Raw genomic sequence first — 22,933 nt, 5'->3', positions numbered from 1 at the left:
CCGCTTACCCGGGTCGCCGGGGATGTCACCTCGCGGCCGTGAGCCCGTGACCAGGTTTCATTCACGTCGTTCAACCGAGGACGTCGATACGATCTGTGAACACAAGCGGACTCTCGGTGGTGGAAATGGACAGCGGACTCGATACCCGACGGATCGTGCACCCGACGGAACGAATCGTCACCGGGCGGCTGATCCGCCTGCTCGACGGCTACACCCGTGAGGTACGCATCGGTCAGCCGGTACTGGTGGCGGTGCTCGCGGCGGCGGCCTTCGCCCGGCTGCCCGCCCTGCTGCTGCGCTCGCTCTTCTCGTTCGGCGCCGGCGGCACCCGCCGTCGCTGGAAGGAGCTGAAGCAGGGCCCGGAATACCTGGTCACCCCGGTGCGGCTACGCAACGCCGCCGGTCAGCTCTGCGAGGTGGAGCTGCACGGTCACCTGCCGCAGAGCGCCCTGCACCCGGCTGACCAGGTGCAGCTCACTTTGCGCCCGCAACGCGACCCGGAGCTGCCGCCCCGGATCGAGCGGATCGTCAACCTCACCACCGGGCAGCTACTGACCCCGCGTACGGCGACGCTCTGGTCGCATCTCGGGCCGCCACTGCTGTTGCAGGCGTTCCTGGGCACACTGCTGGTGGCCGGCATCGCGGCCTGCTCCGCGCTGACCTGACCGGCCCGGCGGGTCGGTGATTCAGCCGACCCCGGCGGGTCGGTGGTTCAGCCGACCCCGGCGGGTCGGTGGTTCAGCCGACCCCGGCGGGTCGGTGGTTCAGCCGACCCCGGCGGGTCGGTGGTTCAGCCGACCAGGGTGGGTGTGCGGGCGGGTCGGCGGTTCAGCCGACCGGGGTGGGCTCGCGGGCCGGTTGCCGGTCGACGCCGAGCATGCCCCGGCGGCGGGCCCAGCGCTCGAAGGCCAGGGTGGCGAACGGCGGCACCGCGCTGGCCAGGGCCACCGCCGTGGCCAGCAGGCTCCACCGGTGCAGCCGGGCCACGGCAAGCACCAGCAGGACGTACGCGACGAACAGGCCGCCGTGGATCGGCCCGAAGATCTTGACGCCCAGCTCGTTGTCCGGCGGACCGTACTTGACCAGCATGCCCACCAGCAGGGCCAGCCAGGAGCAGGCCTCGGCGATCGCCGCCGCGACGAACAGCCGGGTCACCTTCTCGCGCATCCGCACGCCACCACCTCTCGGCCCGCAATGCTATCGGTCGGCTCTGGCTGGGCTAACGGGGCGGGCAGTTGGGTAGGAAAGGGTCCTCGGGTCTTCCCCCGCCCGCCGATCACGTGCGAGGTTAGGGGGACCAGCGGTGACGGGGTGGTGACCATGGGCGAGGACGTCGGCGTACGAACCTTCAGTCGAGAGGATCGAGCCCGGTACCGCGACAAGGTCCGCCGCTGCCTGGATGTCTTCGCCGAGATGCTGCGCGAGTCCCGCTTCGACCTCGACCGGCCGATGACCGGCGTGGAGATCGAGTTGAACCTGGTCGACGAGGCGTCGAATCCGGCGATGCGCAACGCCGACGTGCTGGCGGCCATCGCCGATCCGAGCTTCCAGACCGAGCTGGGCCAGTTCAACATCGAGATCAACGTGCCGCCGCGCCGGCTGACCGGCACCGGCACCGCCGACTTCGAGGAGTACGTGCGGGCCAGCCTCAACGCCGCCGAGGTGAAGGCCCGGGCGATCGGCGCCCACATGGTCATGATCGGCATCCTGCCGACGCTGCGCCCGGAGCACCTGACCGCCGAGACGCTGTCGGCCAACCCCCGCTACAAACTGCTCAACGAGCAGATCTTCGCGGCCCGCGGCGAGGACCTGCCGATCGCCATCAGCGGGGTGGAACGGTTGGCGGTCACCGCCGACACGATCACCCCGGAGGCGGCCTGCACCAGCACCCAGTTCCACCTTCAGGTCAGCCCGGCCCAGTTCGCCGACTACTGGAACGCCGCCCAGGCGGTGGCCGGCATCCAGGTGGCGGTCGGCGCGAACTCGCCGCTGTTCTTCGGCCGGGAGCTGTGGCGCGAGACCCGCATCCCGCTGTTCCAGCAGGCCACCGACACCCGGTCGGAGGAGATCAAGGCCCAGGGGGTACGCCCCCGGGTCTGGTTCGGCGAACGCTGGATCACCAGCGTGTTCGACCTGTTCGAGGAGAACGTACGTTACTTCCCGGCGCTGCTGCCGGTCTGCGACCCGGAGGACCCGGCACAGGCCCTCGCGGCCGGTGAGGTGCCCAACCTCGCCGAGTTGCGCCTACACAACGGCACCGTCTACCGGTGGAACCGCCCGGTGTACGACGTGTCGCGGGGCCGGCCGCACCTGCGGGTGGAAAATCGGGTGCTGCCCGCCGGTCCGACCGTGCTGGACACCATCGCCAACGGCGCCTTCTACTTCGGGTTGGTGCGCGCCCTCGCCGAGTCGGACCGGCCACTGTGGTCGCAGATGTCGTTCAGCGCCGCAGAGGAGAACTTCACCAGCTGCGCCCGGCACGGCATCGACGCGCAGGTTTTCTGGCCCGGTCTCGGTTACCTGCCCGTCACCGAGTTGGTGTTGCGCCGGTTGCTGCCGATGGCGCATCACGGCCTGGACCGGTGGGGGCTCGACCCGGCCGAGCGTGACCGGTTGCTCGGCATCATCGAGCAGCGTTGCCTGACTGGCCGCAACGGCGCGACCTGGCAGGTGGAGACGCTGCACCGGTTGGAGTCGGCCGACCACCTGGACCGGCCGGAGGCGCTGCGCGAGGTGGTCCGACACTACGTCGACCTGATGCACAGCAACCGGCCGGTGCACGAGTGGCCGATCCCGTGAGCACTCCGGACGGGTAGCCCGATCGGCGCGTTGCTCAGCCTCGCGGGGTGGGCACACCGAAGAGATCGATGATGCCGCCGGGAAGCTGGGCGAGCAGGTCGTGTCGCTCGTCGTCGTTCAGCGCCTCGGCGACGGTACGCAGCACCGCCTGGGCGTGTTGACGCACCTGGTCCGCGTTCGCGACCTGTTCGCGGTCCCCGACGTGCTTCAGGAACTCGCCGACGTCCCACCGGCGGCCCTGTGCGTTGCGGGTGACGGACCCGTTCAGCCGCTCCGGTAGCTGCGCGGCCAGGTTGTCCGCCTCCTGTCCGGCGAGCCGTTCACCGAGCACCGACAGGACGGCCTGTATGGACCGCACGGCTTCGTTCTCACCGAGGCCCGCGCGCTGTCGCACCGTGGCGATCATCTGCTCGTACTCCATGCCCTGCTCCTTCGGTCTCGTCGGCATGCCGTCGGGCCTGCCTGCGGACGAACGGGGCGAGTTCCCAGGCTCCCTGGCGACAAACGGGGTCGCGCGCGGACCCGGACTTTCCCGCCGTCGGCGGGCGAGGCCTCACAAAACATGCCAGTCGCGTCACCCGGGCTGCCAGTTGAACCAGGTCGGGCCGTGTCGGAAGCCCGTCCGCTGAGACAGGGGCACGCGCGTTCGCTGGAGTGGTCGTTGTCCCTTGTGGACCCCCACCTCAATCGATGGCTGTCGTAGGCTGTGGCAGCTCGCACACATCGTCTGATCACGATGAGGGGACGCCGGTGGCCACTTCTGGAACAGACCCAGCCGCGATCCAGGGGCCCGCGCGGGTGCCCCTGTCCCGTCGACACATGCTGCGGATGGGAGCGGCGGCGGCCGGTGGCGCGGTGCTCGTCGGCTCGTCGGAGGCCGCGTCCGCGCAGGCCGCGCCGGTCGGTGCGAAGCGCGTCCTGCGGGCACCGGCGCTGGCACCCGGTGACCGGGTCCGGGTCGTGTCGCCCGGCAGCACGCCCGACCCCACGAACATGGCCCGCGGCATCGAGATCCTGCGCAGCTGGGGCCTGGAGGTCGAGCTGGGCAAGCATGTCTTCACCAAGTACGGCTATCTGGCCGGCACCGACGCGCAGCGGCTGGCCGACCTGAACGCCGCGCTCACCGACCCGGGCGTCCGTGCCGTCTTCGCCGCCCGAGGTGGTTACGGCACGCAGCGGATCGTCGACCAGATCGACGTGTCCGTTCTGCGCCGGGACCCCCGGGTGGTCGTCGGTTTCAGTGACATCACCAGCATCCACGGCAAACTCTGGCGCGAAACGGGCCTGGTCACCTTCTACGGCCCCATGGTCAACTGGAGTGACGCCCGCACCGGCCCCGAGTCGGCCGAGGCGCTCCGCAGGGCGGTGATGACCACCGCACCCGTCACGATCTCCCGGGACCCGGCCGAGACAGCCGCTTCCGTGGTGGTGCCGGGGCGGGCATCGGGGCCCCTGCTCGGCGGCTGCCTGACGCTGATCTCCACCTCGCTCGGCGCGGAGGACTCCCCGAAGTTCGACGGCGCGATCCTCTTCTTCGAGGACGTGGACGAGGCTCCGTACAGCATCGACAGCATGTTGACCGAGCTGCGCCGGGTGGGCGTGCTGCGCAGGGTCGCCGGTGTGGTCATCGGCCAGATCACCAACAGTGTCGGTGAACCGGGCGAGTGGGACGCGGCGGCGGTGCTCAAGGACCGCCTGTACGACCTTGGCGTGCCGGTCCTGGGCGGGCTGCGGCTGGGGCATGGCGACGGGCAGCTCACCATTCCGCTGGGCTCGCGCGCCACGATCGACGCCACGGCAGGGACCCTGACGGTGGAGCCGGGGGTCCGCCCGCGCTAGGGGCTCAGGCCTGCGGCGTCGGGTCCCAGGGGGACGGGTCGTCGCGCAACCGGCTGTACAGGTAGCCGTCGCGCCACTGGCCAGCCCGAAACTCACTGGCCCGCACGACGCCCTCGAGCTGGAAGCCGGCCTTCTCCAGCGCCCGTTGCTCGGCGAGGTTCTCCGGGTGCGTACCGGCCTGGATGCGCTGGGCCGGGCTGTGGTGAAAGAGGTAGTCGCAGAGCAACGCCTGGGCGCGCCAGCCGATGCCCCTCCCCCGCCACTGCGGCAGCAGGGCGATGCCGATCTCCCAGTACGACGCCCGGCCGGCGTAACGCCCAGCGGTGTAGCTGACGACGCCGGCGGCGGCCTGCTCCTGCTCGACCTCCACGACGAGCCGTCCGTCGTCCTCGCCGAGGTAGCCGTCGACGGCGAACCGCCGCGCCGGCACCCCGGCGTCCCGGAAGCCGGCCCAGTCCAGACCGATCAGGCCCGGCTCGGTGCAGAACCGCCGGAGCATCGCCAGGTCGGGCTCGGCAACCGGCCGTAGCCGGACAGTGAGGTCGACCGAGACAGGCACCGACATACCGCCACTCTCCATGGCGGACACGCTAGCTCGCGCAGAGCCAAGGCTGGGTTCGGCACCGGGTGGGCGCAGATCGACCGGCGTTGACAGCCGAGGCTCTGGTCGACTCCTTTGGAGCTGAATCGTTGACGACATCACCCCCCGGCCCACCCCGGCCCAGCCGCCGGACTCTCCGGCGGAGGCAGCCGAGGCAGCAGAGGCAGTCGAGCCAGCCGAGCCAGCCGGGCTGAATCGTTTGCGACATCAGCTCCAAAGGCAGCGCGCGAAGCACTTCCCAACCGGCAGAGCTGGCCGCCGGTCAAACCTTGAGCAGCACCTTCGTACAGTCGTCCTGCTTCTTCTGGAAGATCTTGTAGCCCTTCGGGGCGTCACACAGCGGCATCCGGTGGCTGACGATGAAGCTCGGGTCGATCTCGCCGCGCTGGATGCGCTCCAGTAGCGGCCGGGTGTAGCGCTGGACGTGGCACTGACCGGTCCGCATGATCAGCGAGCGGTTCATGAACGCGCCCATCGGGAACTTGTCGACGAAGCCGCCATACGCGCCGACGACCGAGACCACCCCGCCGGACCGGCAGGCGAGGATCGCCTGCCGCAGCGCGAACGGCCGTTCCGTCTCGACTCGTGCGGCCTGCTTGGCCCGGTCGTACGCGTACATGGCGGTGTTGCCGTGGTGGCCCTCCAGGCCCACCGCGTCGATGCACGCGTCGGGGCCCCGGCCGGCGGTCATCTCGTTGAGGGTGTCCAGCACGTCGGCTTCCTCGTAGTTGATCGTCTCGGCGTCGATGTGCTCCTCGGCCAGCCGCAGCCGGTACGGGAACCGGTCGATGACGATCACCCGCTCCGCGCCGAGCAACCGGGCGCTGGCCGCGGCGAGCAGCCCGACCGGCCCGGCGCCCCAGACGGCGATCACCTGCCCGGGTTTGATGTCGCACATCTCGGCGCCCATGTAGCCGGTCGGGAACACGTCGGCCAGCATGACCGCCTGGTCGTCGCTGATCTCGTCGGGCACCTTGACCGGGCCGACGTCGGCGAACGGCACCCGGGCGTACTCGGCCTGGCCACCGGCGTAGCCGCCGAGCAGGTGCGAGTAGCCGAAGATGCCGGCCGGCGAGTGCCCCATGATCTTCTCGGCGATGCCGGCGTTCGGGTTGGAGTTCTCGCAGACCGAGTAGAGGCCGCGTTGGCAGGACGAGCAGTGCCCGCAGGCGATCGGGAAGGGCACCACCACCCGGTCGCCGGGGGCGAGGTTGCGGACCTGCGGGCCCACCTCCACCACCTCGCCCATGAACTCGTGGCCGAGAATGTCGCCCTTGCGCATCGCGGGGATGTAGCCGTGGTAGAGGTGCAGGTCGGAGCCGCAGATCGCGGTGGTGCTGATCCGCACGATCGCGTCCCGGGCGTTCATGATCTTCGGGTCGGGTACGTCGATGACCTTGACGCTGTCGGTGCCCATCCAGGCGGTGGCCTTCATTCTCGGTCCCTTTCGGAGAGCTCGGGCGGTCAGCGGCGGGACGCCGGCAGCGGCTGGGCGGGTCGCTGCATGGCCTGTTGGCGTACGGAGATGCCGTTGGGGCTGCCTTCGGAGCGGACGACCTCGCCGGTCTCCAGCACCTGCTTGAACCGGCGCAGGTCGTCGCGGACCTGCTGCTCGGGTTCCTCGCCGAAGAGCTTCGCCACCGCTCGGCCGAGCGCGCCGGCCGGCGGCGCGTAGCGCAGCTCCACCCGCACCTCGGTCCCCCGGTCGCCGGGGGCGGGCACGAACCGGACCCGGCCGGCGTTGGGCACCCGGGTCCCCGGCAGTGACCGCCAGGTGATCGACTTGTTCGGCTGGTCGTCGATGATCTCGGCGTCCCACTCGACGCGGTGCCCGGCCGGGCCACGGGCGATCCAGTGCGAGCGGCGCAGGTCGTCGGCCCGGACGGACTCCAGGTGCGCCATGAACCGGGGGAGGTTCTCCATGTCCCGCCAGAACCGGTACGCCTCGGCGGGCGACCGGTTCACCGTCACCGCGATCTGCATCCGGATCACCCGCGCGCGGGCCCGTCGAGCCCGCCCGACGCGCACGGCGGCGAGCACGTCGACGGCGGTGATGCCGGCGACGGCGAGGGTGGTCAGCGCGACCCGGCGGCGGCGTTCACCGCTGCGCTCGGCGAGGGCCCGCCCGAGAAGTGTGAGGTCCATGGCGTCGCCGGCCACCCGACTCCAGGCCCAGCCGGCCGGGCGGCGGCCGCTGAGCAGGCCGGCGGCGCTGCCCAACTCCCGCAGGCCGATGGCCGGAAGCACGGATCGCGCGGCCGGGGAGTCGTCCACCCCGGTCAGTCGCGCGACGGGTCCGGGCGCGACCAGCGCGCCCACTCCCAGGGCCAGGCTCAGCAGGCCGAGCGCGCTCGGCAGCGTCGCCGGCACCGGTCCGTCCAGCTCCGGCAGGAGCACAGTGTCGACTTGACTCATGTCCGGTCCCTTCCGGTGGGCGTCGCCGCCAATCCGCCGGCGGGGGCGGCGGTGGTTTCCCCGCCCCCGTGACGCTATGTCGAACAGGTGCCGCGCGCGCCGGGTTCGGGGCAGAACGTCCGATGCGGGCGGTGTGAGAGGAAAACCTGCGGCAACGGTCGGCATCGCGACATTGACCGATTTGGATCACCTGAACGCCGTTACCGTCGGCCCAACCCGCCGCGCCGCCGGAAGGACATCCCCGTGAGCCGTGCTCTGCTGCGCCACCTGACCGCCACCATCGCCGTCGCACTGCTCGTCGGGGAGGCCGCCGCGCCTGCCCACGCGCGTACCCCCGGGTCGCCCGCGCCCGGCGGCGTCCGCACCGTGGTGCGCGACGCGGCGACCGGCGCACCGGTCCCCCGGGCCTGCGCCGCGCTCGTCCCGGTGGACGCCGCGGCGTTGGCGGCGGTCACGCTCGGCGAGGACCAGCTCGGACGGTACGGGGGCTGCGCCGACGAGCAGGGCGTCCTGGTGACCGGCGACGTCGCCCCGGGGAGGTACCGGCTGCTGGTGCGCCCCTACGACACGACGGCGCACGGCTGGCAGTGGGTCGGCCGGCACGGCGGCACCGGTGAGCGCGAGCGGGCCCGGGTGGTCCAGGTACGCGCCGGCGTGGTGACCGGCGTGCCGGACGTCCGACTCGACCCGCCGGGCACCGTCGTCGGAGTGGTGACCGACGCGGAGACGGGCGCGCCGATCCCGCGTGCGCTGGTCATGGTGGTGCCCTACGTGCCGCACCCGAAATACGGCGACCACGGCCCGACCACCGACGAGGAAGGCCGTTACACGATCACCGGCCTCGGCCCGTACCACTGGCCCGTGCAGTTCGCCGCCGACGGGCTGGCCACGGTGTGGTCCGGTGGGGTGGGCAGTCGGCAGCAGGCACGGCCGGTGCGGGTCCGCGCCCAACAGACGGCGACCCTGGATCAGGCGCTGCCCGCCGGGACGCCGCTCACCGGAGCGGTACGGGTCGACGAGCTGCTCACCTACGCCCAGGTGATCGCGTTCGACGCGGCCACCGGGGACCTGGCCGGCGTCGCGGACGTGGGCAGCGGTTACACCCTGCGCCTGCTCCCCGGGCAGCGGGTGAAGCTGCGCTGCGACTGCGCGTACGCCCCGCCGGTCTGGCACCGCGACGCCGCCGGCTTCGACGCCGCGACTCCCGTGCGGGTCCGACGGGCGCCGGTCGTGGTGGACTTCAACCTCGGGACCCGCTTGTCGCTCGCATCCTGAACAAGGGGGCACCACCCGGCGTTAGGAGTGCGCGGCAGCGGGTAGCCGGCATCCGCTCTTACCAGCGCCCGAGGAGGTGGGATGTCCGAGACCAGCGCCTTCTTCGAGCGGTTGACGGACGCTGGCCAGGATCCACGGTTCAGCAAGGTCTGTGGCAGCGTGCGATTCGACATCCGCGACGACGGCAACCTGGAGCAGTGGCTGCTGGACATCGATCATGGCCGGATGCGCGTGACGCGAAGCGATGCCCCCGCCACCACGGTGATCCAGGTGTCCGCGCAACTCGCGGAGGCGATGGCGCGGGGCGAGGTGAACGGGCTGGCGGCGATCACCCGGGGCGAGATCATGGTCGACGGTGATCTCGCCCTGGCGTTGCGCATCGGGCGGCTGTTTCCGCGAGAGCCCGGCGGCTCCAGCGCGAGGATCCCGACAGTGGGACGTGATTGATGAGGGACATCGCGGGCACCGTGGCGTGCATCGACGGGAACACCTTCATGGTGTCCGACGCCAGCGGCGACGTGCAGTCGTCCCCGAGCACCCCGGTCGGCCTCTTCGCCGCTGACACGCGCTTCCTGTCCCGCTGGAGGCTCACCGTCAACGGAGAGTGCATGACCGCGCTGTCGGTGGACGACAGCCAGTACTTCGAGGTCACGTTCTTCGCGGTGCCGGGCGCGGCGGTGGACTACGTGGAGGCCGACGTGTCGGCCATTCGCCGCAGGCGCATCGGCCCGGACCTCACCGAGTCGCTGACGATCTTCAACTACGGCGAGCGGGACATGACACTCGACGTACGCCTGGAGGTGGCCGCCGACTTCGCTGACATCTTCGAGATCAAGTTCGACGTCGGCGAGAAGAGCGGCGAGCACTACACGCACGTCGGCCCGAACGAGTTGCGCCTGGGCTACCGGCGCGGCACCTACCGGCGTGAGGTCGTCGTGTCGGCCAGCGAGCCCGCGGAGTTTGGCCCGGACGGCCTTGGCTTCGCGGTCCGGCTGCCGCCCGGGCAGCAGTGGTCCACCCGGTTGCAGGCCGTCATGCTGGCGCTGCGCCCGGACGGCGTCGACCTGCGCTCCGCCCTGCGGGCCCTACGGCCGGACGACTCCACCCTGCCCACGAGCGTGCAGGAATGGGTCGCGGCGGCCCCGACCCTGGACACCGAGAGCGTCGGCCTCCAGCAGGTCTACCACCGCAGCCTGGTGGACCTGGCGGCGCTGCGCTTCGCCCCGCTCTCGCTCGGCGGGGCGAGCGTGCCCGCGGCCGGCCTGCCCTGGTTCATGACCCTGTTCGGTCGCGACAGTCTGTTGACCTGCCTGCAAACCCTGCCGGTCACCCCGTCGTTGACCCCACCGACACTGCGGATCCTCGGGTCGTTGCAGGGCGCCCGGACCGACGACGTGTTGGAGGAGGACCCGGGCCGGATCCTGCACGAGCTGCGCTACGGGGAGTCGGCCGCGTTCGAGGAGCAGCCACACTCCCCCTACTACGGCACGGTGGACGCCTCGCCGCTGTTCGTGGTGCTGCTCGACGAGTACGAGCGGTGGAGCGGCGACACCGCGCTGGTGATGGAGTTGGAGCAGGAGGCCCGTGCGGCACTGGCCTGGATCGACCTGTACGCGGATCTGAACTCCACCGGCTACATCTGGTACCAGCGACGCAACCGGGCCACCGGGCTGGACAACCAGTGTTGGAAGGACTCCTGGGACAGCATCTCCTACGCCGACGGCCGACTGCCGGGCTTCCCGAGGGCCACCTGCGAAACCCAGGGGTACGCCTACGACGCGAAGATCCGAGGCGCCCGGCTGGCCCGTTCCTTCTGGGGTGATCATGCCTACGCCGAGCGGCTGGAGAGCGAGGCGGCGGCCCTGTACGAGCGGTTCAACCGGGAGTTCTGGCTGGAGGACCGCGGCTTCTACGCCCTCGCGCTCGACCATGACGGCACCCCCGTGGACAGCCTGTCGTCCAACATCGGGCACCTGTTGTGGAGCGGCATCGTGCCACCGGAGCGGGCGCCTCGGGTGGTCGAGCACCTGATGGGGCCGGCGCTCTTCTCCGGTTGGGGGGTGCGGACGTTCGCCGAGGGGCAGCGCCGCTACAACCCGCTCGGCTACCACAACGGCACGGTCTGGCCGTTCGACAACTCGTTCATCGCCTGGGGTCTGCGCCGCTACGGGTTCGGCAACGAGGCGGCCCGCATCGCCGAGGGCATCCTGTCCGCCGCCACCTACTTCGAGGGTCGGCTACCCGAGGCGTTCGGCGGGTTCGACCGCGACACCACCAAGTTTCCGATCCGGTACCCGACCGCCGGCAGTCCGCAGGCATGGTCCAGCGGAGCCTGCATGCTGCTGATCCGCACCATGCTCGGTATCAACCCGCACGAAGACCACCTGGCCGTGGACCCGGCGCTGCCCGCCACCTTCGGGCGCATCGCGCTCCTGGACATCCCCGGCCGTTGGGGCAAGCGCGACGCGTTCGCCCGCCAACGCCCCGACCAGCTCTAGCGGCACAATCAGCTGACGGTGAAGCCGCCGTGGGCGCGCGTCTCCCTCAGCCAGTCGAGCCAGGTCACCCACAGCTCGTCGGTCTCCCACTCGGCGCGCAGGTGCGTCGGCGACGCGTCGTAGAGAATCAACGCCTGCTCGATCTCGGTCTCGCCCACCACCCAGGGGCCGTTGCTCGTCAGCTTGAACTCGGGGATCCCCACCTTGCCGGGGCTGGTCTGCGCGGCTGCCGCCCGTTCGGCCGCCTTGTAGGCGTCACGGCGGCGCTGATCTGTGCGCCAGTCGTCGAAGCTGTCGAACTACCAGTCCGGAAAGGGCTGCGGCGTCGCCTGGTAGGTCATGCCGGCCCACCGCATGCGTTCCCGACAGAACTGCATGCCGGCAATGTTCAGAGCGAACTGGTAGGTGGCGGCGAGGGACGAGTACTCCTCGTAGCACTGTGGCCAGTTGCCGCACGACCCGTTCAGGTCCATGCACGCTTCGGCGTGGGCGCGCGCGGTCGCGGCGGGCTCGGGCAGATCGACGTGTTCGAAGCTGTAGCCCATCAAACTCCCCGACCGCCGTACAGAGCAGGAGTTTGGCATTCTGCCCGACGCCGACGAGCGATGCCCTCCGCGCGTACCCCGCCCCGGCGTCCCACCACGGCGTCTGCCCACCAGGAGATCCGCGCTAACGACCTGCCTGATCGTGAGGGCCGAACGGGCGGGGAGTGTGCGTGATGCCGTTGAGGACGAGTGTGAGACCGCGCTCGAATTCCTGGCCGCTGAACACGGCCCCGACCGGGGCAAGTTCGGCGAGGGTCGGTAGAGCCCCTTGCGCAAGCGCTTCGATGCGACGGGCGGCGGATGCGGGATCTTGCTCCCGGCTGAGCGCGCCGGCCAGCTCATTCTGCGCGATACCCGTGACAAACGCCGAGACGGCGCGGAACGCGACGAACAGGTCGACGCCGTCCAGACCTCCGCGAGCGAGGGCTGCCGCGAGCGCCTCGGCTGGGGCGAGGCTGGCTCGGGAGGACGTGCGGCGGGTGAGTATGAGCGGGATGACCGCCGGGTGCGCGCGGAAGGTCCTCCACATGGCGGTGGCCACGGCACGCGTGTCGGCCAGCCAATCGTCGGTTGGCTCCGGTATCTGGACGCGGGACGAGACGGCGTCGACCACGAGTTCCTCAAGGGCTTCGCGGCTGTCGACGTAGTTGTAGAGGGTCATGGCGCCTGTTTTCAGGGACGCCGCGAGGGAGCGCATGGTGAGCCCGGCCAAGCCATCCCGGTCGACGATCACCAGCGCGTGTTGCTGGATGTCCGCGAGGGTGAAACGGGCTCTCATGCTGGCTCTCCTCGGATGGGTACAGCGTACGTGTCCGACGGTACTATACGTACAGCGTACGTATAGTAGGAGGAGATTCATGATCACTAGAAACTCGGAGCGCCCGACATTCCGGGCCAGCCTGAAAAGTGGAACGGGATGGCGTGACCTGGCTCAGCAGCAGGATGACACCTTCGTCGCCTTCGCCCGCGCCCTGACCGATGAAGAGTGGGAGCGGCCCAGCCTCTGCGCAGGCTGGACGAACAAGGTTGTGCTCGCCCACCTCGTGCTGGGCCTGCACCTGCCGCCATCTCGGCTCCTGCTGGCGATGGGGCGGCGGCGCTGGTCGTTCGATGCCTCGAACGATCTTCTGAGCCGTGAGTACGCCAGCCGAACCAGCGCCCCGGATTTGATCGACGCGTTCGACCGCTTCCGGGCGCAACCAGGAGGCATCGGACGCCTACTGCCCGCGCCGCTGCTGCTCGGCGACCACGTCGTTCACCACCTCGATATCGCATTCGCGCTCGGCAGGTCCGGCGTCCTGGCGCCGCCGGTGGCCGACGCGGTCCTCACCGTCGAGACACGCGTGCCCAACCCGTTCATCCCCGCGGTAGCGCGGGCCCGCGGCATCGCGTTCCGCACCACCGACACGGGCTGGTCGCGTTCGTCTGCCGGGGCCCCCGAAGTCGTCGGCACCGCCGAGAGCATCATCTCCGTCCTCGCCGGTCGACAGCACGCCGTCCCGAACCTGGCGGGCAGCGGCGTCGCCATCCTGGCGAACCGACTCTGAAGCAAACGCGGCCCGTCGAGCACGCCGCTGCCCCGACCGGCCGTACCAGCGGCGTGCTCGACATCACTTGACACGTACAACGTACGTGACGCACGCTTACGTACGTTGTACGTATCCGGGACTGGAAAGCGCCGCCTGGCGCATCCATCAGGCCCATCTGAAACAACCCAGCAAGGAGACCCCCGTGGGAACCACGACTGCTCTCGTCACCGGCTCGACGAGCGGAATCGGCCGCGCCACCGCACTCAAACTCGCTCGCGCTGGTGTCCGTGTCATCGTCTCCGGGCGCAATGCCGAACGAGGACTGGAAGTGGTGGAGCAGATCCACGCCGAGGGAGGCAAGGCCGACTTCGTCGCCGCCGATCTGCGCGACGCGCAATCCGCTGTAGAACTCGCGGCCAGGGCCACCCAGGCCGCCGAGTCCGCAGGCGGAACCCTCGACATCCTCGTCAACAACGCGGCGATCGGGGCCGGTGGACCAACCGCGGGCACCGAGGAATCGACCTTCGACGCGGTGCTGGGCACCAACCTGAAGGCGCCGTTCTATCTGGTCGCGAACCTTGCACCTGCGATGGCGGCACGAGGCGGTGGAGCGATCGTCAACGTCTCCACCCTCGCCGCTGAAGTCGCCCTCCCGGGCCTGTCGGTCTACGGCGCGAGCAAAGCCGCCCTGGACCTGCTGACCAAGAGTTGGGCAGCCGAGTTCGGCCCGGCGGGAGTGCGCGTGAACTCCGTGCGCCCCGGCCCGACCCGCACTCCGGGATCGGAAGCCCTGGGCGAGGTCCTGGAACAACTCGCGGCCCAGGCCCCGCTGGGTTTCATCGCCGATCCGGAGGACATCGCCGCCGTCATCGCGTTCCTCGTCAGCGACGAGGCACGGTTCGTCACCGGCGTGATTCTGGACGCCGACGGTGGCCGCACCGCCGTCTGAACGAGTCAGCCTCCGCCGGCCTGAGCCCGGCCGCCCAGTCCTCCGGGGCGGCCGGGGCAGGCCGTGCGCTCAGGCGCTGCGGAAGGTGCGCCGGTACGCGTCCGGGGGCACGCCGACGGTGCGATGGAAGTGTCGACGCAGCGTCGCGGCGGTGCCCATGCCGGCCGCCTCGGCGACGGCGTCGATGCTGTCGTCGGTCTGCTCCAGCAGTTCCTGGGCGCGGCGGACCCGTTGCGTCGACAGCCAGAGCAGCGGGGTGGTGCCGGTGGCCGACCGGAAGTGGCGGGCCAGGTTGCGGGAGCTCATGTTCGCCTGCCGGGCCAGGTCCTCGACGGTCAGCGGCCGGTCCAGGCGGGCCAGCGCCCAGGGAAACAGGGTGGCCAGCGGGTGGTCGTCACGGGCCGGCACCGGCGTGGTGACGTACTGGGCCTGACCACCGGCGCGGTGCGGTGGCACGACCAGGCGACGGGCGACGGCGTTGGCGACCGTCGAGCCGTGGTCGCGGCGGATCAGGTGCAGGCACAGGTCGATCGCGGCGGCCTTGCCGGCGGAGGCGAGCACGGTGCCGTTGTCGACGTAGAGCACGTCCGGGTCGACCCGTACCCGGGGATAGCGGGCGGTCAGCGCCTCGGTGTGGGCCCAGTGCGTGGTGGCCCGCAGCCCGTCGAGCACCCCGGCGGCGGCCAGCACGAACGCGCCGGTGCACAGCGAGACCATCCGGGCGCCCGCCCGGTGGGCCGCGCGGACCGCGTCGAGCAGGTCGGGGGGTACGTCCGCGTCGACGTCCTCCACCGACGGGACGATCACGGTGTCGGCGCGGGCGAGGCGGTCCAACCCGTCGTCGGGCGCCACCAGGAAGCGACCGACCCGGACCGGGCCGGGGCCGCAGATCGCCACGTCGTACCAGGGGTTGGCCAGGCCGGAGGGGTCGTGGGCGAAGACCTCGCAGGCCAGGGCCAGCTCGAAGTGCAGCATCCCGTCGGTGGCGGCGATCGCGACAAGGGCCATGTCCGAAACTGTACGGGGGTTGGCGTTCCCGACACTGGTCGGCCGCCGACCGCTGCGCGAGGCTGGTCCCAGTCGATCTTTCGAGGGGGCAGCGATGGGTTACCGGGTGGCGGTGTTCGGGGCGTACGGGCACACCGGGCGGTTCGTGATGGCGGAGCTGCGCGAGCGCGGGTTCGATGCCCTGCCGGTGGGGCGTGACGCGCGTCAGCTGGCGGTGTTCGGGCTCGGCTACCGGGTGGCGTCGGTCGACGATCCGGCCTCGCTCGACGCCGCGTTGACCGGCGCGGACGCGGTCATCAACTGCGCCGGTCCGTTCGCGTCGACGGCCGCCGGTGTGATCGAGGCCGCGCTGCGCGCCGGGATCCCGTACGTGGACGTGGCGGCCGAGATCGAGGCCAACCTCGACACGTTCGCGCACTTCACCGAGCGCGCCCACGCCGCAGGCGTCGCGGTGGTCCCGGCGATGGCCTTCTTCGGCGGGCTCGGTGACCTGCTCGCGACGACGGCGATGGGCGACTGGACGTCGGCCGACGAGGCGCACGTCGCGTACGGACTGAGCAGCTGGCACCCGACGGCCGGGACGGTCGCCGCGGGCGTCGTCTCCCGCGAGCGCCGCGACGGCCGCCGGGTCCGCTACACCGGCGGCCGGTTGGAGTACCAGCCCGGCGGGGAGTTGCCGAGGACCGACTGGGACTTTCCCGCGCCGCTGGGCCGGCGCACCGTCCTCGGGGAGTTCACCATGGCCGACGTCGTCACCATCCCCCGTCACCTGGCCATCCCCGAGATCCGCACCTACATGACCGTCGACGCCACCACCGACCTGGCCGCCGCGGCGGCGCCGGTCGCGGTCGACGAGCTGGGCCGGTCGGCGCAGACGTTCACTGTCGACGTCATCGTGCGTCGCGGCGACGCGCGCCGGCGCGTCGTGGCCACTGGCCGCGACATCTACGCCGTGAGCGCGCCCCTGGCCGTGGAGGCGGTTCGGCGCGTCCTTGATGGTCGGACGAGGACGAGCGGCGTGGCCTCCGCCGGCGAGATGTTCGACGCGCCCGACTTCCTGCGCGCGCTGTCGCCGGCCATCCGCGTCGAACCGGTCAGCGACTGAGGCCGATAATTCGGCCACAATTCGTTACGCAAAACTCGTAATCATCGAGCCAGAACAGGGGCGGCGGGATTTAAAAGAAACTTAAGGCTGTGCGGGCGAAAAAATGTCATCCGAAGCCTCCGCGCTGGCTGCCAGGGCACTTGTCGACCGGCCTCCTTAATTCTTTCCTCGCAATTTGATGAAGGCCCCTGACGTGCACATACTCCTTCCGACAGAGCTTTATCGTCGACTCGAAGGAAACCACTGGTAATGCGGACTCCCCCCGCGCACGTCGCACCGCCGGATCGGGCGCGAAAGCGTCGTCGCCTCACTCGCATCACGCTCGCCTCAGCAGTCGTGGCCGCGCTGGCCGGCAGCGGCATCTACATCGCCGGCGCCCAGGCCGAAGAGGTCGCCGTGCCCGGCCGGGTGCAGGCAGAGGCCTTCGCGGCACAGTCCGGGGCGCAGACCGAGAGCACCGGCGACGCCGACGGCGGCCGCAACGTCGGCTGGCTGGCCAGCGGCGACTGGCTGCGCTTCGACGGTGTGTCGGTAACGGGCGTCGACCTGACGGCCCGGGTCGCCTCGCACAACGCCGCCGGCGGCACTGTCGAGTTGCGTCTCGGCGCGCAGAACGGTCCGCTGCTGGCCAGCTTCCCGATCGCCCAGACCGGTGGCTGGCAGAAGTGGACCACCGTCACCGCGACGGCGTCCGCTGTGCCGGCCGGCGCGCAGACCGTCTTCGCCGTCATGAAGAGCGCCTCGACGTCGGATTTCGTGAACCTGAACTGGTTCACGTTCGGCCCCGCGACGGGCACGTCGCCGAGCACGTCGGCCGCGCCGAGCACGTCGGCCACCCCCTCGGCCACGCCGAGTTCCACCGCGTCCGCGTCCCCGTCGACGTCCGTCCCGCCGAGCGCACCGGCCGGCGGCTGGGTGCCCGTCGACCAGGCCAGGTGGAGCAAGGAACTGGCCGCCTTCAACGCCATCAAGCCGAAGGCGGTGCCGCCGGGCACCACCCGGGTGCCGGAGTTCCACACCGACTGCGGCGTCGCGAATTCCGCCCCGGACGACCCGATCGTCCTACCTGGTCTGTCCGGCGCCTCGCACATGCACACCTTCTTCGGCCCGAAGATCGACGCCTTCACCACGACGGACAAGCTGTTCGCCGCGGCGAACACCTGCAACGCCCCGGGGGACAAGAGCGCCTACTGGACCCCGGAACTGCGCAAGGACGGCAAGGCCGTGCCGATCAAGAGCATGCGGATCTACTACGGCTCGCGGGTCAAGGACCCGTCGACAGTCAAGCCGTTCCCGCCGGGCCTGGTCGTGGTCGAAGGCGACGCCAAGCGGCAGGTCGACACTCCGAAGAACGCCGGTAGCAACCAGTTCTGGTGCGCCGGCAGCACCGAGATCGGCCGCAGCGCCGACGGCAACTGGCCGAAGTGCGCCCCCGGCGGCAACCTGATCTTCCAGCTCGTGTTCAAGGACTGCTGGGACGGCAAGAACATCGACTCACCCGATCACAAGTCGCACATGGGTGACCCGGTGAACGGCGTCTGCACCGGCAAGTACCCGGTGGCCGTGCCGGATCTGTCCTTCATGGTCAACTACGAGTCGCTCGGCGGTGACGGTCTGAGCCTCTCCTCCGGCAAGCCGTCATCCATGCACGGCGACTTCATGAACGCCTGGGAGCCGGAGCGTCTCGGTGACCTGGTGAAGTCCTGCCTCAACCAGAACGCCAAGTGTGGCGTCGACACGACCTTCGCCGGCGGCTGACCACCGTCTCCGTTGTCGACGGACGGCCCCCGCTCAGGCGTGGGGGCCGTCCGTCATCGCATCACGTCAATCAGAGATTCACGCTGACGCCGGCCGCCTTGCATGCGGCGTTGACCTCCTTGCCGGCCTTCTCGAAGGCCGGGTTGTCGGCGGCGGTCGCCGGGTCCGCCGCGGCCGCAGCCTTGGCCGCCTCGGCGGCGAACGTCCGCAGAGCATCGGCCAACTTGCCGTCGCCGGTCGAGGCGACAGTGGTCACCTTCTGCTCCAGCCCAGTCAGGATCTTCTTGAAGTCCGCCGCCGACGCGTCGCCAGTCGTGGCGACCTTCACCATCTCGGTCCTCATCTCGTCGCTGGCCTTCTTCACCGCCTCGCAGACCTGCTTGTCGGTCGCCGCGCCCGCGGCGGGTGACGAGGCCGGAGTGGCGGCGGCGGAGGTGGCCACCGCGGACGGGGCTGCGGAGGTGGGAGCGGGCGTGGTGGATCCGGCGGTCGTCGCTTTGTCGGCGTCGCCACAGGCGGCGAGGGCCGTCGAAACGGCAAGGATCAACATGGCTGAGGCAAGACGGGAAGGTTTCACGGACGCGCACGATAGCCGATGCCCAGACGATGATCAATTTGCTTGGCGTCTGCCACTCCGCGTGCTGTCAGTGGCGATTCACCGTCGCCCACTGGCCACCGCACGGCAACCACCTATGTGGACGGCGGGCTGGTAGGAAGAGGCGAGTTGCCTCACCTCAGGGAGATGATCGTGGCACGTTCCCACCTGTCCCGCCGTTCGCTGCTGACCGCCGGTGGCGCCGCCGCCGTGGCGCTCGGCGTGGCCGCAGCCAGCCCGTCCGCCGCCTCCGCCGCCCCGGCCGACAACCCGGTCGACACGCCGACGGAGGCGCTGCGTCGGCTACAGGCCGGCAATCGTCGGTTCACCTCCGGCCACGGCCGGCACCCGCACCAGGGCCTGGCCGACCTGCACCGGCTCGCCGCCGGCCAGCACCCGTTCGCCATCACAGTCGGCTGCGCGGACTCCCGGGTGGCTCCCGAGGTGCTCTTCGACCAGGGGTTGGGTGACCTGTTCGACAACCGGGTGGCCGGCAACATCGTCGACGACCTGCTGCTCGGCAGCGTCGAGTTCGCGGTGGAGGAGTTCGGCAGCCTGCTCATCGTCGTCCTCGGCCACGAGCGCTGCGGCGCGATCACCGCCACCATCGATGCCATCCACACCGGCGGTACGGCGCCCGGGCACATCGGCACCATCGTGGATGCCCTGCGCCCGGTCGTCGAGCCGGTGCTGGAGCAGCCCGGCGACCCCGTGGAGAAGGCGGTCCGGGCCAACATCGTCGCTCAGGTGCGGGCGCTCAGCGCTCGCAGCACGATCATCGCCGAGAAGGTGCACGAGGGTGCGCTGCGGGTGGTGGGCGCCCGCTACGACCTGGACAACGGGCGGGTTTCCCTGGTGGCCTGAGGCCGTCACCCGATGCTGGGCCACCCGGCCTGCGACGCTGGTCGGTCCTCCGCTGCCGCCGACCAGCGCCGCCGGTCGCGTCGCGGCCGGCGGGTACGGCGGTAGTAGGACCAACCGGCCAGCGGCAACGCGACCGCCCAGGCCAGCAGGAGCGGCAGGCCGATCAGGACGCCGGTCGGGGTGAAGATGTCATCCGCGCTGGACTCCCCCAGGTCCGCGGCGAACTGCCAGGGCAGGGTCGCGGAATAGCCGATCATCAGGGCGGACCCCAGCACCGTCGGCGTCAGCGGCAACCACTGTGGCACCCGACGTCCGCGCAGCCACGGCACCCACCGGGGGAAGACCACCCCCCAGTCCTTGATGAGTCCCAGCGCCAGTACGCCGCCGAGCCCGGCGAGGACGCAGAGCAGGCCCAGGTAGAACGCGCCGGCCGGCAGGCCGAGGAAACCGTCGACCGGGTGATCCCCCACTCCGGGCCCGCGACCGTGGTACCACTCGCGGAACGGGTCGGGATTGGCGAACAGCGGGATGCCGAGGATCCATGGCACGTGCAGCGGGATGAACCCCAGTACGGGGGCGATCCACGCCACGTGCCCGGCTCGGCGGGCCCAGGACGGCGGTGGCGGCGGGGCGGGCACAGCGTTCGTGCGTGGTGTTCGAGTCACGGCGTCGTCTCCATCAGCGGCGGGCGTTGGCACATCCGAGATCACCGTCGCCGAACGGCGCGACGGGCGGATCGCCGCGCGGAGGGATTCGCCTCCCCCGCCGCAGGGATGGCGTCTTTTCGTCACGACGGTCCGTGTGACGAAAACACTTCACGGCGGCGGGTCACGCTCCGGAGGCTGGACACCATGAATGTGACAGGGCTCTACCGACCAGGCGACGGCCACCTACCGCCCTCGCCCGTGGACACCCTCGCCCGAATCACCGTCGTGGACGCACTGCGCGGAAGCGCGCTGCTGCTCATCCTGCTGGTGAACATCGCGTTCTTCAGCTCCGGCTACGACTTCCACCTGGTCGACGATCCGACGCACGGCACAGTCGACCTGCTGATCGCCGGCGCGGTGGAGTTGTTGTTCGCGATGAAGGCGTACCTGCTGTTCGCCTTTCTGTTCGGCTACAGCTTCACCCTGCAACTCGACTCGGCGGCTCGGCGCGGAGTGGCGTTCCGCCCGGCGTTCCTGCGCCGGCTCACCGGGTTGTTCGTTCTCGGCGCGCTGCACGCGGTGCTGCTGTTCCACGGCGACATCCTCACCACGTACGCGCTGCTCGGTCTGGTGCTGCTCGCGGTCCGGCGGATCCAGCCCCGCACCGCGCTGGTCGCGGCGGCGACCATCATCGGCGGCATCGCCGTCGTGGTCGGCATCGCCGCGGTCCTCGGTGCCACACTGGTTCCGGACGAGGCCGCCGCGGTCAGCGCCGGTGCGCGTTCGACGGTGGCCCTGGGCGGCGGCCTCGGCGATGTCGTCCTGGAGCACCTGCGGTCGATGCCGGCGATGATCGGCGGTCTGGCCGTGCAGGGGCCCCTGGCGTTCGCGGCGTTCCTCGTCGGCCTCGCCGCCGGCAAGCACCGGCTTCTCGCCACCGTGCCCGCCCACGAGGATCTGCTGCGCTGGTGCGAACGGGTGGGGTATCCGATCGGTCTGGCCGGCGCCGTCGTGTTCGCGGTCGGTGGTTCCACGGCAAACCTGACCGGACTTATGGTCAGCATCGTCACCGCGCCGTTCCTGGCCGCCGCCTACGCCGCGACAGTGCTGCGCCTGTTCACGCGGCGGCCGCGCCTCGCGCGCGCGTTCGCGCCCGCTGGGCGGATGGCCCTGACGAACTACCTGGCCCAGTCGCTCATGTGCGTGCTCGTCTTCACCGGCCTCGGGTGGGGTCTGGTCGGCCGCACCTCGCCGGCACAGACACTGCTGATCGCACTGGTGATCTTCGCGGTGCAGCTGATGGTCAGCTCGTGGTGGCTGCGGCGGTTCCGGTACGGCCCCGTCGAATGGGCGCTGCGCGCCTGGACCCACCGGCAGCGCCGCCCCAACTAGGGTGCTGACATGGTCGATCGGCACCAGGTGATGAACTTCCGCGTCCAGGCCCAGCAGCTCGACCGGGACGAGGGCACGCTCGCCGACACCGCCGTCCTGGACCTCGGCGTGCAGAACACCGGTCCGGACGGCGCCCGGTGGGCGCTGGCGGTACGCGGGGTCGACGTGACCGCGTTGTCCGACACCGATCTGGTCCTGCTGTGGACGGTACGGGGCGCTCCCCACCTCTACCGCCGGGCCGACGTGGCGAAGGTGGCCGCCGCCGTCGAACCCTTCTCCGAGGCCGACGCGGGCAAGCGCATCTACGACGCCGCGAAACCGTTGAAGGCCGCCGGCATCGACACTCTGGCAGCCCTGGACGAGATCGCCGACCGGATGCGGGCCCTCGTCAGCACGCCGACGGTCAAGGGGGACGTCTCCGGCCGCCTGGCCACCATGCTGCCCGAGCCCTATCTGCGGTTCTGCCGTCCGTGTGACGCCACGCACCTCTACGAGATGCCGTTCCGGCTCGCCGCCGTGCGGGCCGGACTGGAGTTGCAGCTCGACACCTCACCCCCGGTCCTGCGGCGCATCGCCGGGTTCAGGAAGGCAGCCGCCGCGGGTGACCGCTTCGACCTCATCCGCGCGTATCTTCGCCTGCTCGGTCCGGCCACCCCGAAACAGGTCGCCGACTACCTCGACGCCCCGGTGAAGGACGTGAAGGCGCACTGGCCCGAGGATGTGATCGAGGTGACGGTCGACCGCGAGGTGCGCTCACTGCTGGCCGCCGACGAGGAGGCGCTGGAGTCGGCCGGCAGCAAAGTCACCCGACTGCTCGGCCCGTTCGACCTGTTTTTGCAGGCCAAGGACCGGGCAACGCTGGTGCCGGACAACGCCCACGCCAAGGAGCTGTGGCCGGTGCTGGGTCGCCCCGGCGCCGTCCTGGTCGACGGCGAGTTGGTCGGCACCTGGCGTCCCCGCAAGTCCGGCAGGACGTTCACTGTCGCCGTCCAGCCGTGGCACCGGCTGTCGGAGGCCACGCGTAAGGCCATCACCGCACAGGCCGAACACCTCGCCGCGTACCGCTCCGTCTCCCTCAGCGGCGTCGACTTCGGCAGCTAGCCCTCGACAGCAC

General features: G+C 70.7%; 24 protein-coding genes. 13 read left to right on the top strand and 11 right to left on the bottom strand.

The window, feature by feature from the left end; genetic code table 11:
- Positions 1-116: 116 nt before the first annotated feature.
- Positions 117-665, top strand: a complete 549-nt coding sequence (locus tag GA0070561_RS30380; protein ID WP_208603893.1) for a hypothetical protein — start codon at positions 117-119, stop codon at positions 663-665.
- Positions 666-828: 163 nt separating this feature from the next.
- Here GA0070561_RS30380 and GA0070561_RS30375 read toward each other — a convergent pair whose 3' ends face one another.
- Entirely contained in the window at positions 829-1,167 is a 339-nt protein-coding gene (locus GA0070561_RS30375; RefSeq protein ID WP_091408310.1) for a DUF3817 domain-containing protein, read from the bottom strand.
- 153 nt (positions 1,168-1,320) lie between these two features.
- Here GA0070561_RS30375 and GA0070561_RS30370 point away from each other — a divergent pair, with 153 nt between their 5' ends.
- Positions 1,321-2,799, top strand: coding sequence for a glutamate-cysteine ligase family protein (locus GA0070561_RS30370; RefSeq protein WP_091408850.1), 1,479 nt, complete (start codon positions 1,321-1,323; stop codon positions 2,797-2,799).
- Between the two features lie 34 nt (positions 2,800-2,833).
- On the opposite strand, the gene GA0070561_RS30365 is transcribed toward GA0070561_RS30370, so the two are convergent.
- Positions 2,834-3,220: a DUF2267 domain-containing protein gene (locus tag GA0070561_RS30365; RefSeq protein WP_167362539.1), complete on the bottom strand. Its 387-nt coding sequence runs from the start codon at positions 3,218-3,220 to the stop codon at positions 2,834-2,836.
- A 398-nt stretch (positions 3,221-3,618) separates the two neighbouring features.
- Here GA0070561_RS30365 and GA0070561_RS30360 point away from each other — a divergent pair, with 398 nt between their 5' ends.
- Positions 3,619-4,638: a S66 peptidase family protein gene (locus GA0070561_RS30360; RefSeq protein ID WP_244166502.1), complete on the top strand. Its 1,020-nt coding sequence runs from the start codon at positions 3,619-3,621 to the stop codon at positions 4,636-4,638.
- Between the two features lie 4 nt (positions 4,639-4,642).
- Here the strand turns inward: GA0070561_RS30360 and GA0070561_RS30355 are convergent, their stop codons facing one another.
- The 3 genes from GA0070561_RS30355 to GA0070561_RS30345 all read right to left on the bottom strand — a co-directional run bounded on the left by GA0070561_RS30355 (position 4,643) and on the right by GA0070561_RS30345 (position 7,654).
- Positions 4,643-5,218 carry a GNAT family N-acetyltransferase gene (locus GA0070561_RS30355; RefSeq protein WP_244166501.1) on the bottom strand — a complete coding sequence of 192 codons (576 nt, stop codon included), beginning with the start codon at positions 5,216-5,218 and terminating at the stop codon, positions 4,643-4,645.
- A gap of 283 nt (positions 5,219-5,501) precedes the next feature.
- Entirely contained in the window at positions 5,502-6,674 is a 1,173-nt protein-coding gene (locus GA0070561_RS30350; protein ID WP_091408302.1) for a zinc-dependent alcohol dehydrogenase, read from the bottom strand.
- Between the two features lie 29 nt (positions 6,675-6,703).
- Positions 6,704-7,654, bottom strand: a complete 951-nt coding sequence (locus tag GA0070561_RS30345) for an SRPBCC family protein (protein WP_091408299.1) — start codon at positions 7,652-7,654, stop codon at positions 6,704-6,706.
- 243 nt (positions 7,655-7,897) lie between these two features.
- Between GA0070561_RS30345 and GA0070561_RS30340 the strand changes: the two genes are divergently transcribed.
- From GA0070561_RS30340 to GA0070561_RS30330, 3 genes are all read left to right on the top strand, one after another.
- On the top strand, positions 7,898-8,929 hold the full coding sequence (locus GA0070561_RS30340; protein ID WP_167362538.1) for a carboxypeptidase-like regulatory domain-containing protein: 1,032 nt from the start codon (positions 7,898-7,900) through the stop codon (positions 8,927-8,929).
- Positions 8,930-9,010: 81 nt separating this feature from the next.
- A complete protein-coding gene (locus GA0070561_RS30335) occupies positions 9,011-9,376 on the top strand; it encodes an SCP2 sterol-binding domain-containing protein (RefSeq protein WP_091408293.1) in 366 nt (121 codons plus the stop codon).
- The gene (locus GA0070561_RS30330; protein ID WP_091408291.1) at positions 9,376-11,427 is read left to right on the top strand and encodes an amylo-alpha-1,6-glucosidase; all 2,052 of its coding nucleotides are present in this window, start codon (positions 9,376-9,378) and stop codon (positions 11,425-11,427) included. The genes GA0070561_RS30335 and GA0070561_RS30330 overlap by 1 nt, the downstream gene beginning before the upstream one ends.
- Positions 11,428-11,435: 8 nt before the next feature.
- On the opposite strand, the gene GA0070561_RS34425 is transcribed toward GA0070561_RS30330, so the two are convergent.
- The 3 genes from GA0070561_RS34425 to GA0070561_RS30320 all read right to left on the bottom strand — a co-directional run bounded on the left by GA0070561_RS34425 (position 11,436) and on the right by GA0070561_RS30320 (position 12,750).
- The gene (locus GA0070561_RS34425; protein WP_244166500.1) at positions 11,436-11,630 is read right to left on the bottom strand and encodes a hypothetical protein; all 195 of its coding nucleotides are present in this window, start codon (positions 11,628-11,630) and stop codon (positions 11,436-11,438) included.
- A gap of 96 nt (positions 11,631-11,726) precedes the next feature.
- Positions 11,727-11,972, bottom strand: a complete 246-nt coding sequence (locus GA0070561_RS34420) for a hypothetical protein (RefSeq protein ID WP_244166499.1) — start codon at positions 11,970-11,972, stop codon at positions 11,727-11,729.
- Between the two features lie 124 nt (positions 11,973-12,096).
- Positions 12,097-12,750 (bottom strand): TetR/AcrR family transcriptional regulator, encoded by a 654-nt coding sequence (locus tag GA0070561_RS30320; RefSeq protein WP_091408289.1) that lies wholly within the window; start codon positions 12,748-12,750, stop codon positions 12,097-12,099.
- A gap of 79 nt (positions 12,751-12,829) precedes the next feature.
- On the opposite strand from GA0070561_RS30320, the gene GA0070561_RS30315 reads away from it, so the two are divergent.
- Together GA0070561_RS30315 and GA0070561_RS30310 are read left to right on the top strand one after the other, a co-directional pair.
- Positions 12,830-13,519, top strand: a complete 690-nt coding sequence (locus GA0070561_RS30315) for a maleylpyruvate isomerase family mycothiol-dependent enzyme (RefSeq protein WP_167362537.1) — start codon at positions 12,830-12,832, stop codon at positions 13,517-13,519.
- 85 nt (positions 13,520-13,604) lie between these two features.
- Entirely contained in the window at positions 13,605-14,450 is an 846-nt protein-coding gene (locus tag GA0070561_RS30310; protein WP_244166498.1) for an SDR family NAD(P)-dependent oxidoreductase, read from the top strand.
- A gap of 69 nt (positions 14,451-14,519) precedes the next feature.
- Here GA0070561_RS30310 and GA0070561_RS30305 read toward each other — a convergent pair whose 3' ends face one another.
- Entirely contained in the window at positions 14,520-15,458 is a 939-nt protein-coding gene (locus GA0070561_RS30305; protein WP_091408284.1) for a helix-turn-helix domain-containing protein, read from the bottom strand.
- Between the two features lie 94 nt (positions 15,459-15,552).
- Between GA0070561_RS30305 and GA0070561_RS30300 the strand changes: the two genes are divergently transcribed.
- Together GA0070561_RS30300 and GA0070561_RS30295 are read left to right on the top strand one after the other, a co-directional pair.
- A complete protein-coding gene (locus tag GA0070561_RS30300) occupies positions 15,553-16,563 on the top strand; it encodes a saccharopine dehydrogenase family protein (protein WP_091408281.1) in 1,011 nt (336 codons plus the stop codon).
- Positions 16,564-16,899: 336 nt separating this feature from the next.
- Complete coding sequence (locus GA0070561_RS30295; RefSeq protein WP_244166497.1) at positions 16,900-18,321, top strand: DUF1996 domain-containing protein; 1,422 nt, start codon at positions 16,900-16,902, stop codon at positions 18,319-18,321.
- A gap of 70 nt (positions 18,322-18,391) precedes the next feature.
- Here GA0070561_RS30295 and GA0070561_RS33860 read toward each other — a convergent pair whose 3' ends face one another.
- Positions 18,392-18,898, bottom strand: a complete 507-nt coding sequence (locus GA0070561_RS33860; RefSeq protein ID WP_167362536.1) for a hypothetical protein — start codon at positions 18,896-18,898, stop codon at positions 18,392-18,394.
- Positions 18,899-19,069: 171 nt separating this feature from the next.
- Here GA0070561_RS33860 and GA0070561_RS30285 point away from each other — a divergent pair, with 171 nt between their 5' ends.
- Complete coding sequence (locus GA0070561_RS30285; protein WP_091408840.1) at positions 19,070-19,780, top strand: carbonic anhydrase; 711 nt, start codon at positions 19,070-19,072, stop codon at positions 19,778-19,780.
- Between the two features lie 5 nt (positions 19,781-19,785).
- Here the strand turns inward: GA0070561_RS30285 and GA0070561_RS30280 are convergent, their stop codons facing one another.
- Entirely contained in the window at positions 19,786-20,445 is a 660-nt protein-coding gene (locus GA0070561_RS30280; RefSeq protein WP_141710500.1) for a hypothetical protein, read from the bottom strand.
- 186 nt (positions 20,446-20,631) lie between these two features.
- Here GA0070561_RS30280 and GA0070561_RS30275 point away from each other — a divergent pair, with 186 nt between their 5' ends.
- Positions 20,632-21,819 (top strand): DUF418 domain-containing protein, encoded by a 1,188-nt coding sequence (locus GA0070561_RS30275; RefSeq protein WP_141710499.1) that lies wholly within the window; start codon positions 20,632-20,634, stop codon positions 21,817-21,819.
- 9 nt (positions 21,820-21,828) lie between these two features.
- Positions 21,829-22,920 carry a winged helix DNA-binding domain-containing protein gene (locus GA0070561_RS30270; protein ID WP_091408272.1) on the top strand — a complete coding sequence of 364 codons (1,092 nt, stop codon included), beginning with the start codon at positions 21,829-21,831 and terminating at the stop codon, positions 22,918-22,920.
- Positions 22,921-22,933 lie beyond the last annotated feature (13 nt).

The sequence above is a fragment of the Micromonospora saelicesensis genome (assembly GCF_900091575.1).
GTDB lineage: Bacteria > Actinomycetota > Actinomycetes > Mycobacteriales > Micromonosporaceae > Micromonospora > Micromonospora saelicesensis.
Note: the sequence above shows the minus strand (reverse complement) of the source record. Positions and strands in the feature narration are given on the sequence as shown.

Excerpts from the sequence above, each read along its gene's own strand:
- GA0070561_RS30375 (WP_091408310.1), bottom strand. The coding sequence starts at position 1,167 with ATGCGCGAGAAGGTGACCCGGCTGTTCGTCGCGGCGGCGATCGCCGAG.
- GA0070561_RS30370 (WP_091408850.1), top strand. The coding sequence starts at position 1,321 with ATGGGCGAGGACGTCGGCGTACGAACCTTCAGTCGAGAGGATCGAGCC.
- GA0070561_RS30365 (WP_167362539.1), bottom strand. The coding sequence starts at position 3,220 with ATGGAGTACGAGCAGATGATCGCCACGGTGCGACAGCGCGCGGGCCTC.
- GA0070561_RS30360 (WP_244166502.1), top strand. The coding sequence starts at position 3,619 with ATGCTGCGGATGGGAGCGGCGGCGGCCGGTGGCGCGGTGCTCGTCGGC.
- GA0070561_RS30355 (WP_244166501.1), bottom strand. The coding sequence starts at position 5,218 with ATGGAGAGTGGCGGTATGTCGGTGCCTGTCTCGGTCGACCTCACTGTC.
- GA0070561_RS30350 (WP_091408302.1), bottom strand. The coding sequence starts at position 6,674 with ATGAAGGCCACCGCCTGGATGGGCACCGACAGCGTCAAGGTCATCGAC.
- GA0070561_RS30345 (WP_091408299.1), bottom strand. The coding sequence starts at position 7,654 with ATGAGTCAAGTCGACACTGTGCTCCTGCCGGAGCTGGACGGACCGGTG.
- GA0070561_RS30335 (WP_091408293.1), top strand. The coding sequence starts at position 9,011 with ATGTCCGAGACCAGCGCCTTCTTCGAGCGGTTGACGGACGCTGGCCAG.
- GA0070561_RS30330 (WP_091408291.1), top strand. The coding sequence starts at position 9,376 with ATGAGGGACATCGCGGGCACCGTGGCGTGCATCGACGGGAACACCTTC.
- GA0070561_RS34420 (WP_244166499.1), bottom strand. The coding sequence starts at position 11,972 with ATGGGCTACAGCTTCGAACACGTCGATCTGCCCGAGCCCGCCGCGACC.
- GA0070561_RS30320 (WP_091408289.1), bottom strand. The coding sequence starts at position 12,750 with ATGAGAGCCCGTTTCACCCTCGCGGACATCCAGCAACACGCGCTGGTG.
- GA0070561_RS30315 (WP_167362537.1), top strand. The coding sequence starts at position 12,830 with ATGATCACTAGAAACTCGGAGCGCCCGACATTCCGGGCCAGCCTGAAA.
- GA0070561_RS30305 (WP_091408284.1), bottom strand. The coding sequence starts at position 15,458 with ATGGCCCTTGTCGCGATCGCCGCCACCGACGGGATGCTGCACTTCGAG.
- GA0070561_RS30300 (WP_091408281.1), top strand. The coding sequence starts at position 15,553 with ATGGGTTACCGGGTGGCGGTGTTCGGGGCGTACGGGCACACCGGGCGG.
- GA0070561_RS30275 (WP_141710499.1), top strand. The coding sequence starts at position 20,632 with ATGAATGTGACAGGGCTCTACCGACCAGGCGACGGCCACCTACCGCCC.
- GA0070561_RS30270 (WP_091408272.1), top strand. The coding sequence starts at position 21,829 with ATGGTCGATCGGCACCAGGTGATGAACTTCCGCGTCCAGGCCCAGCAG.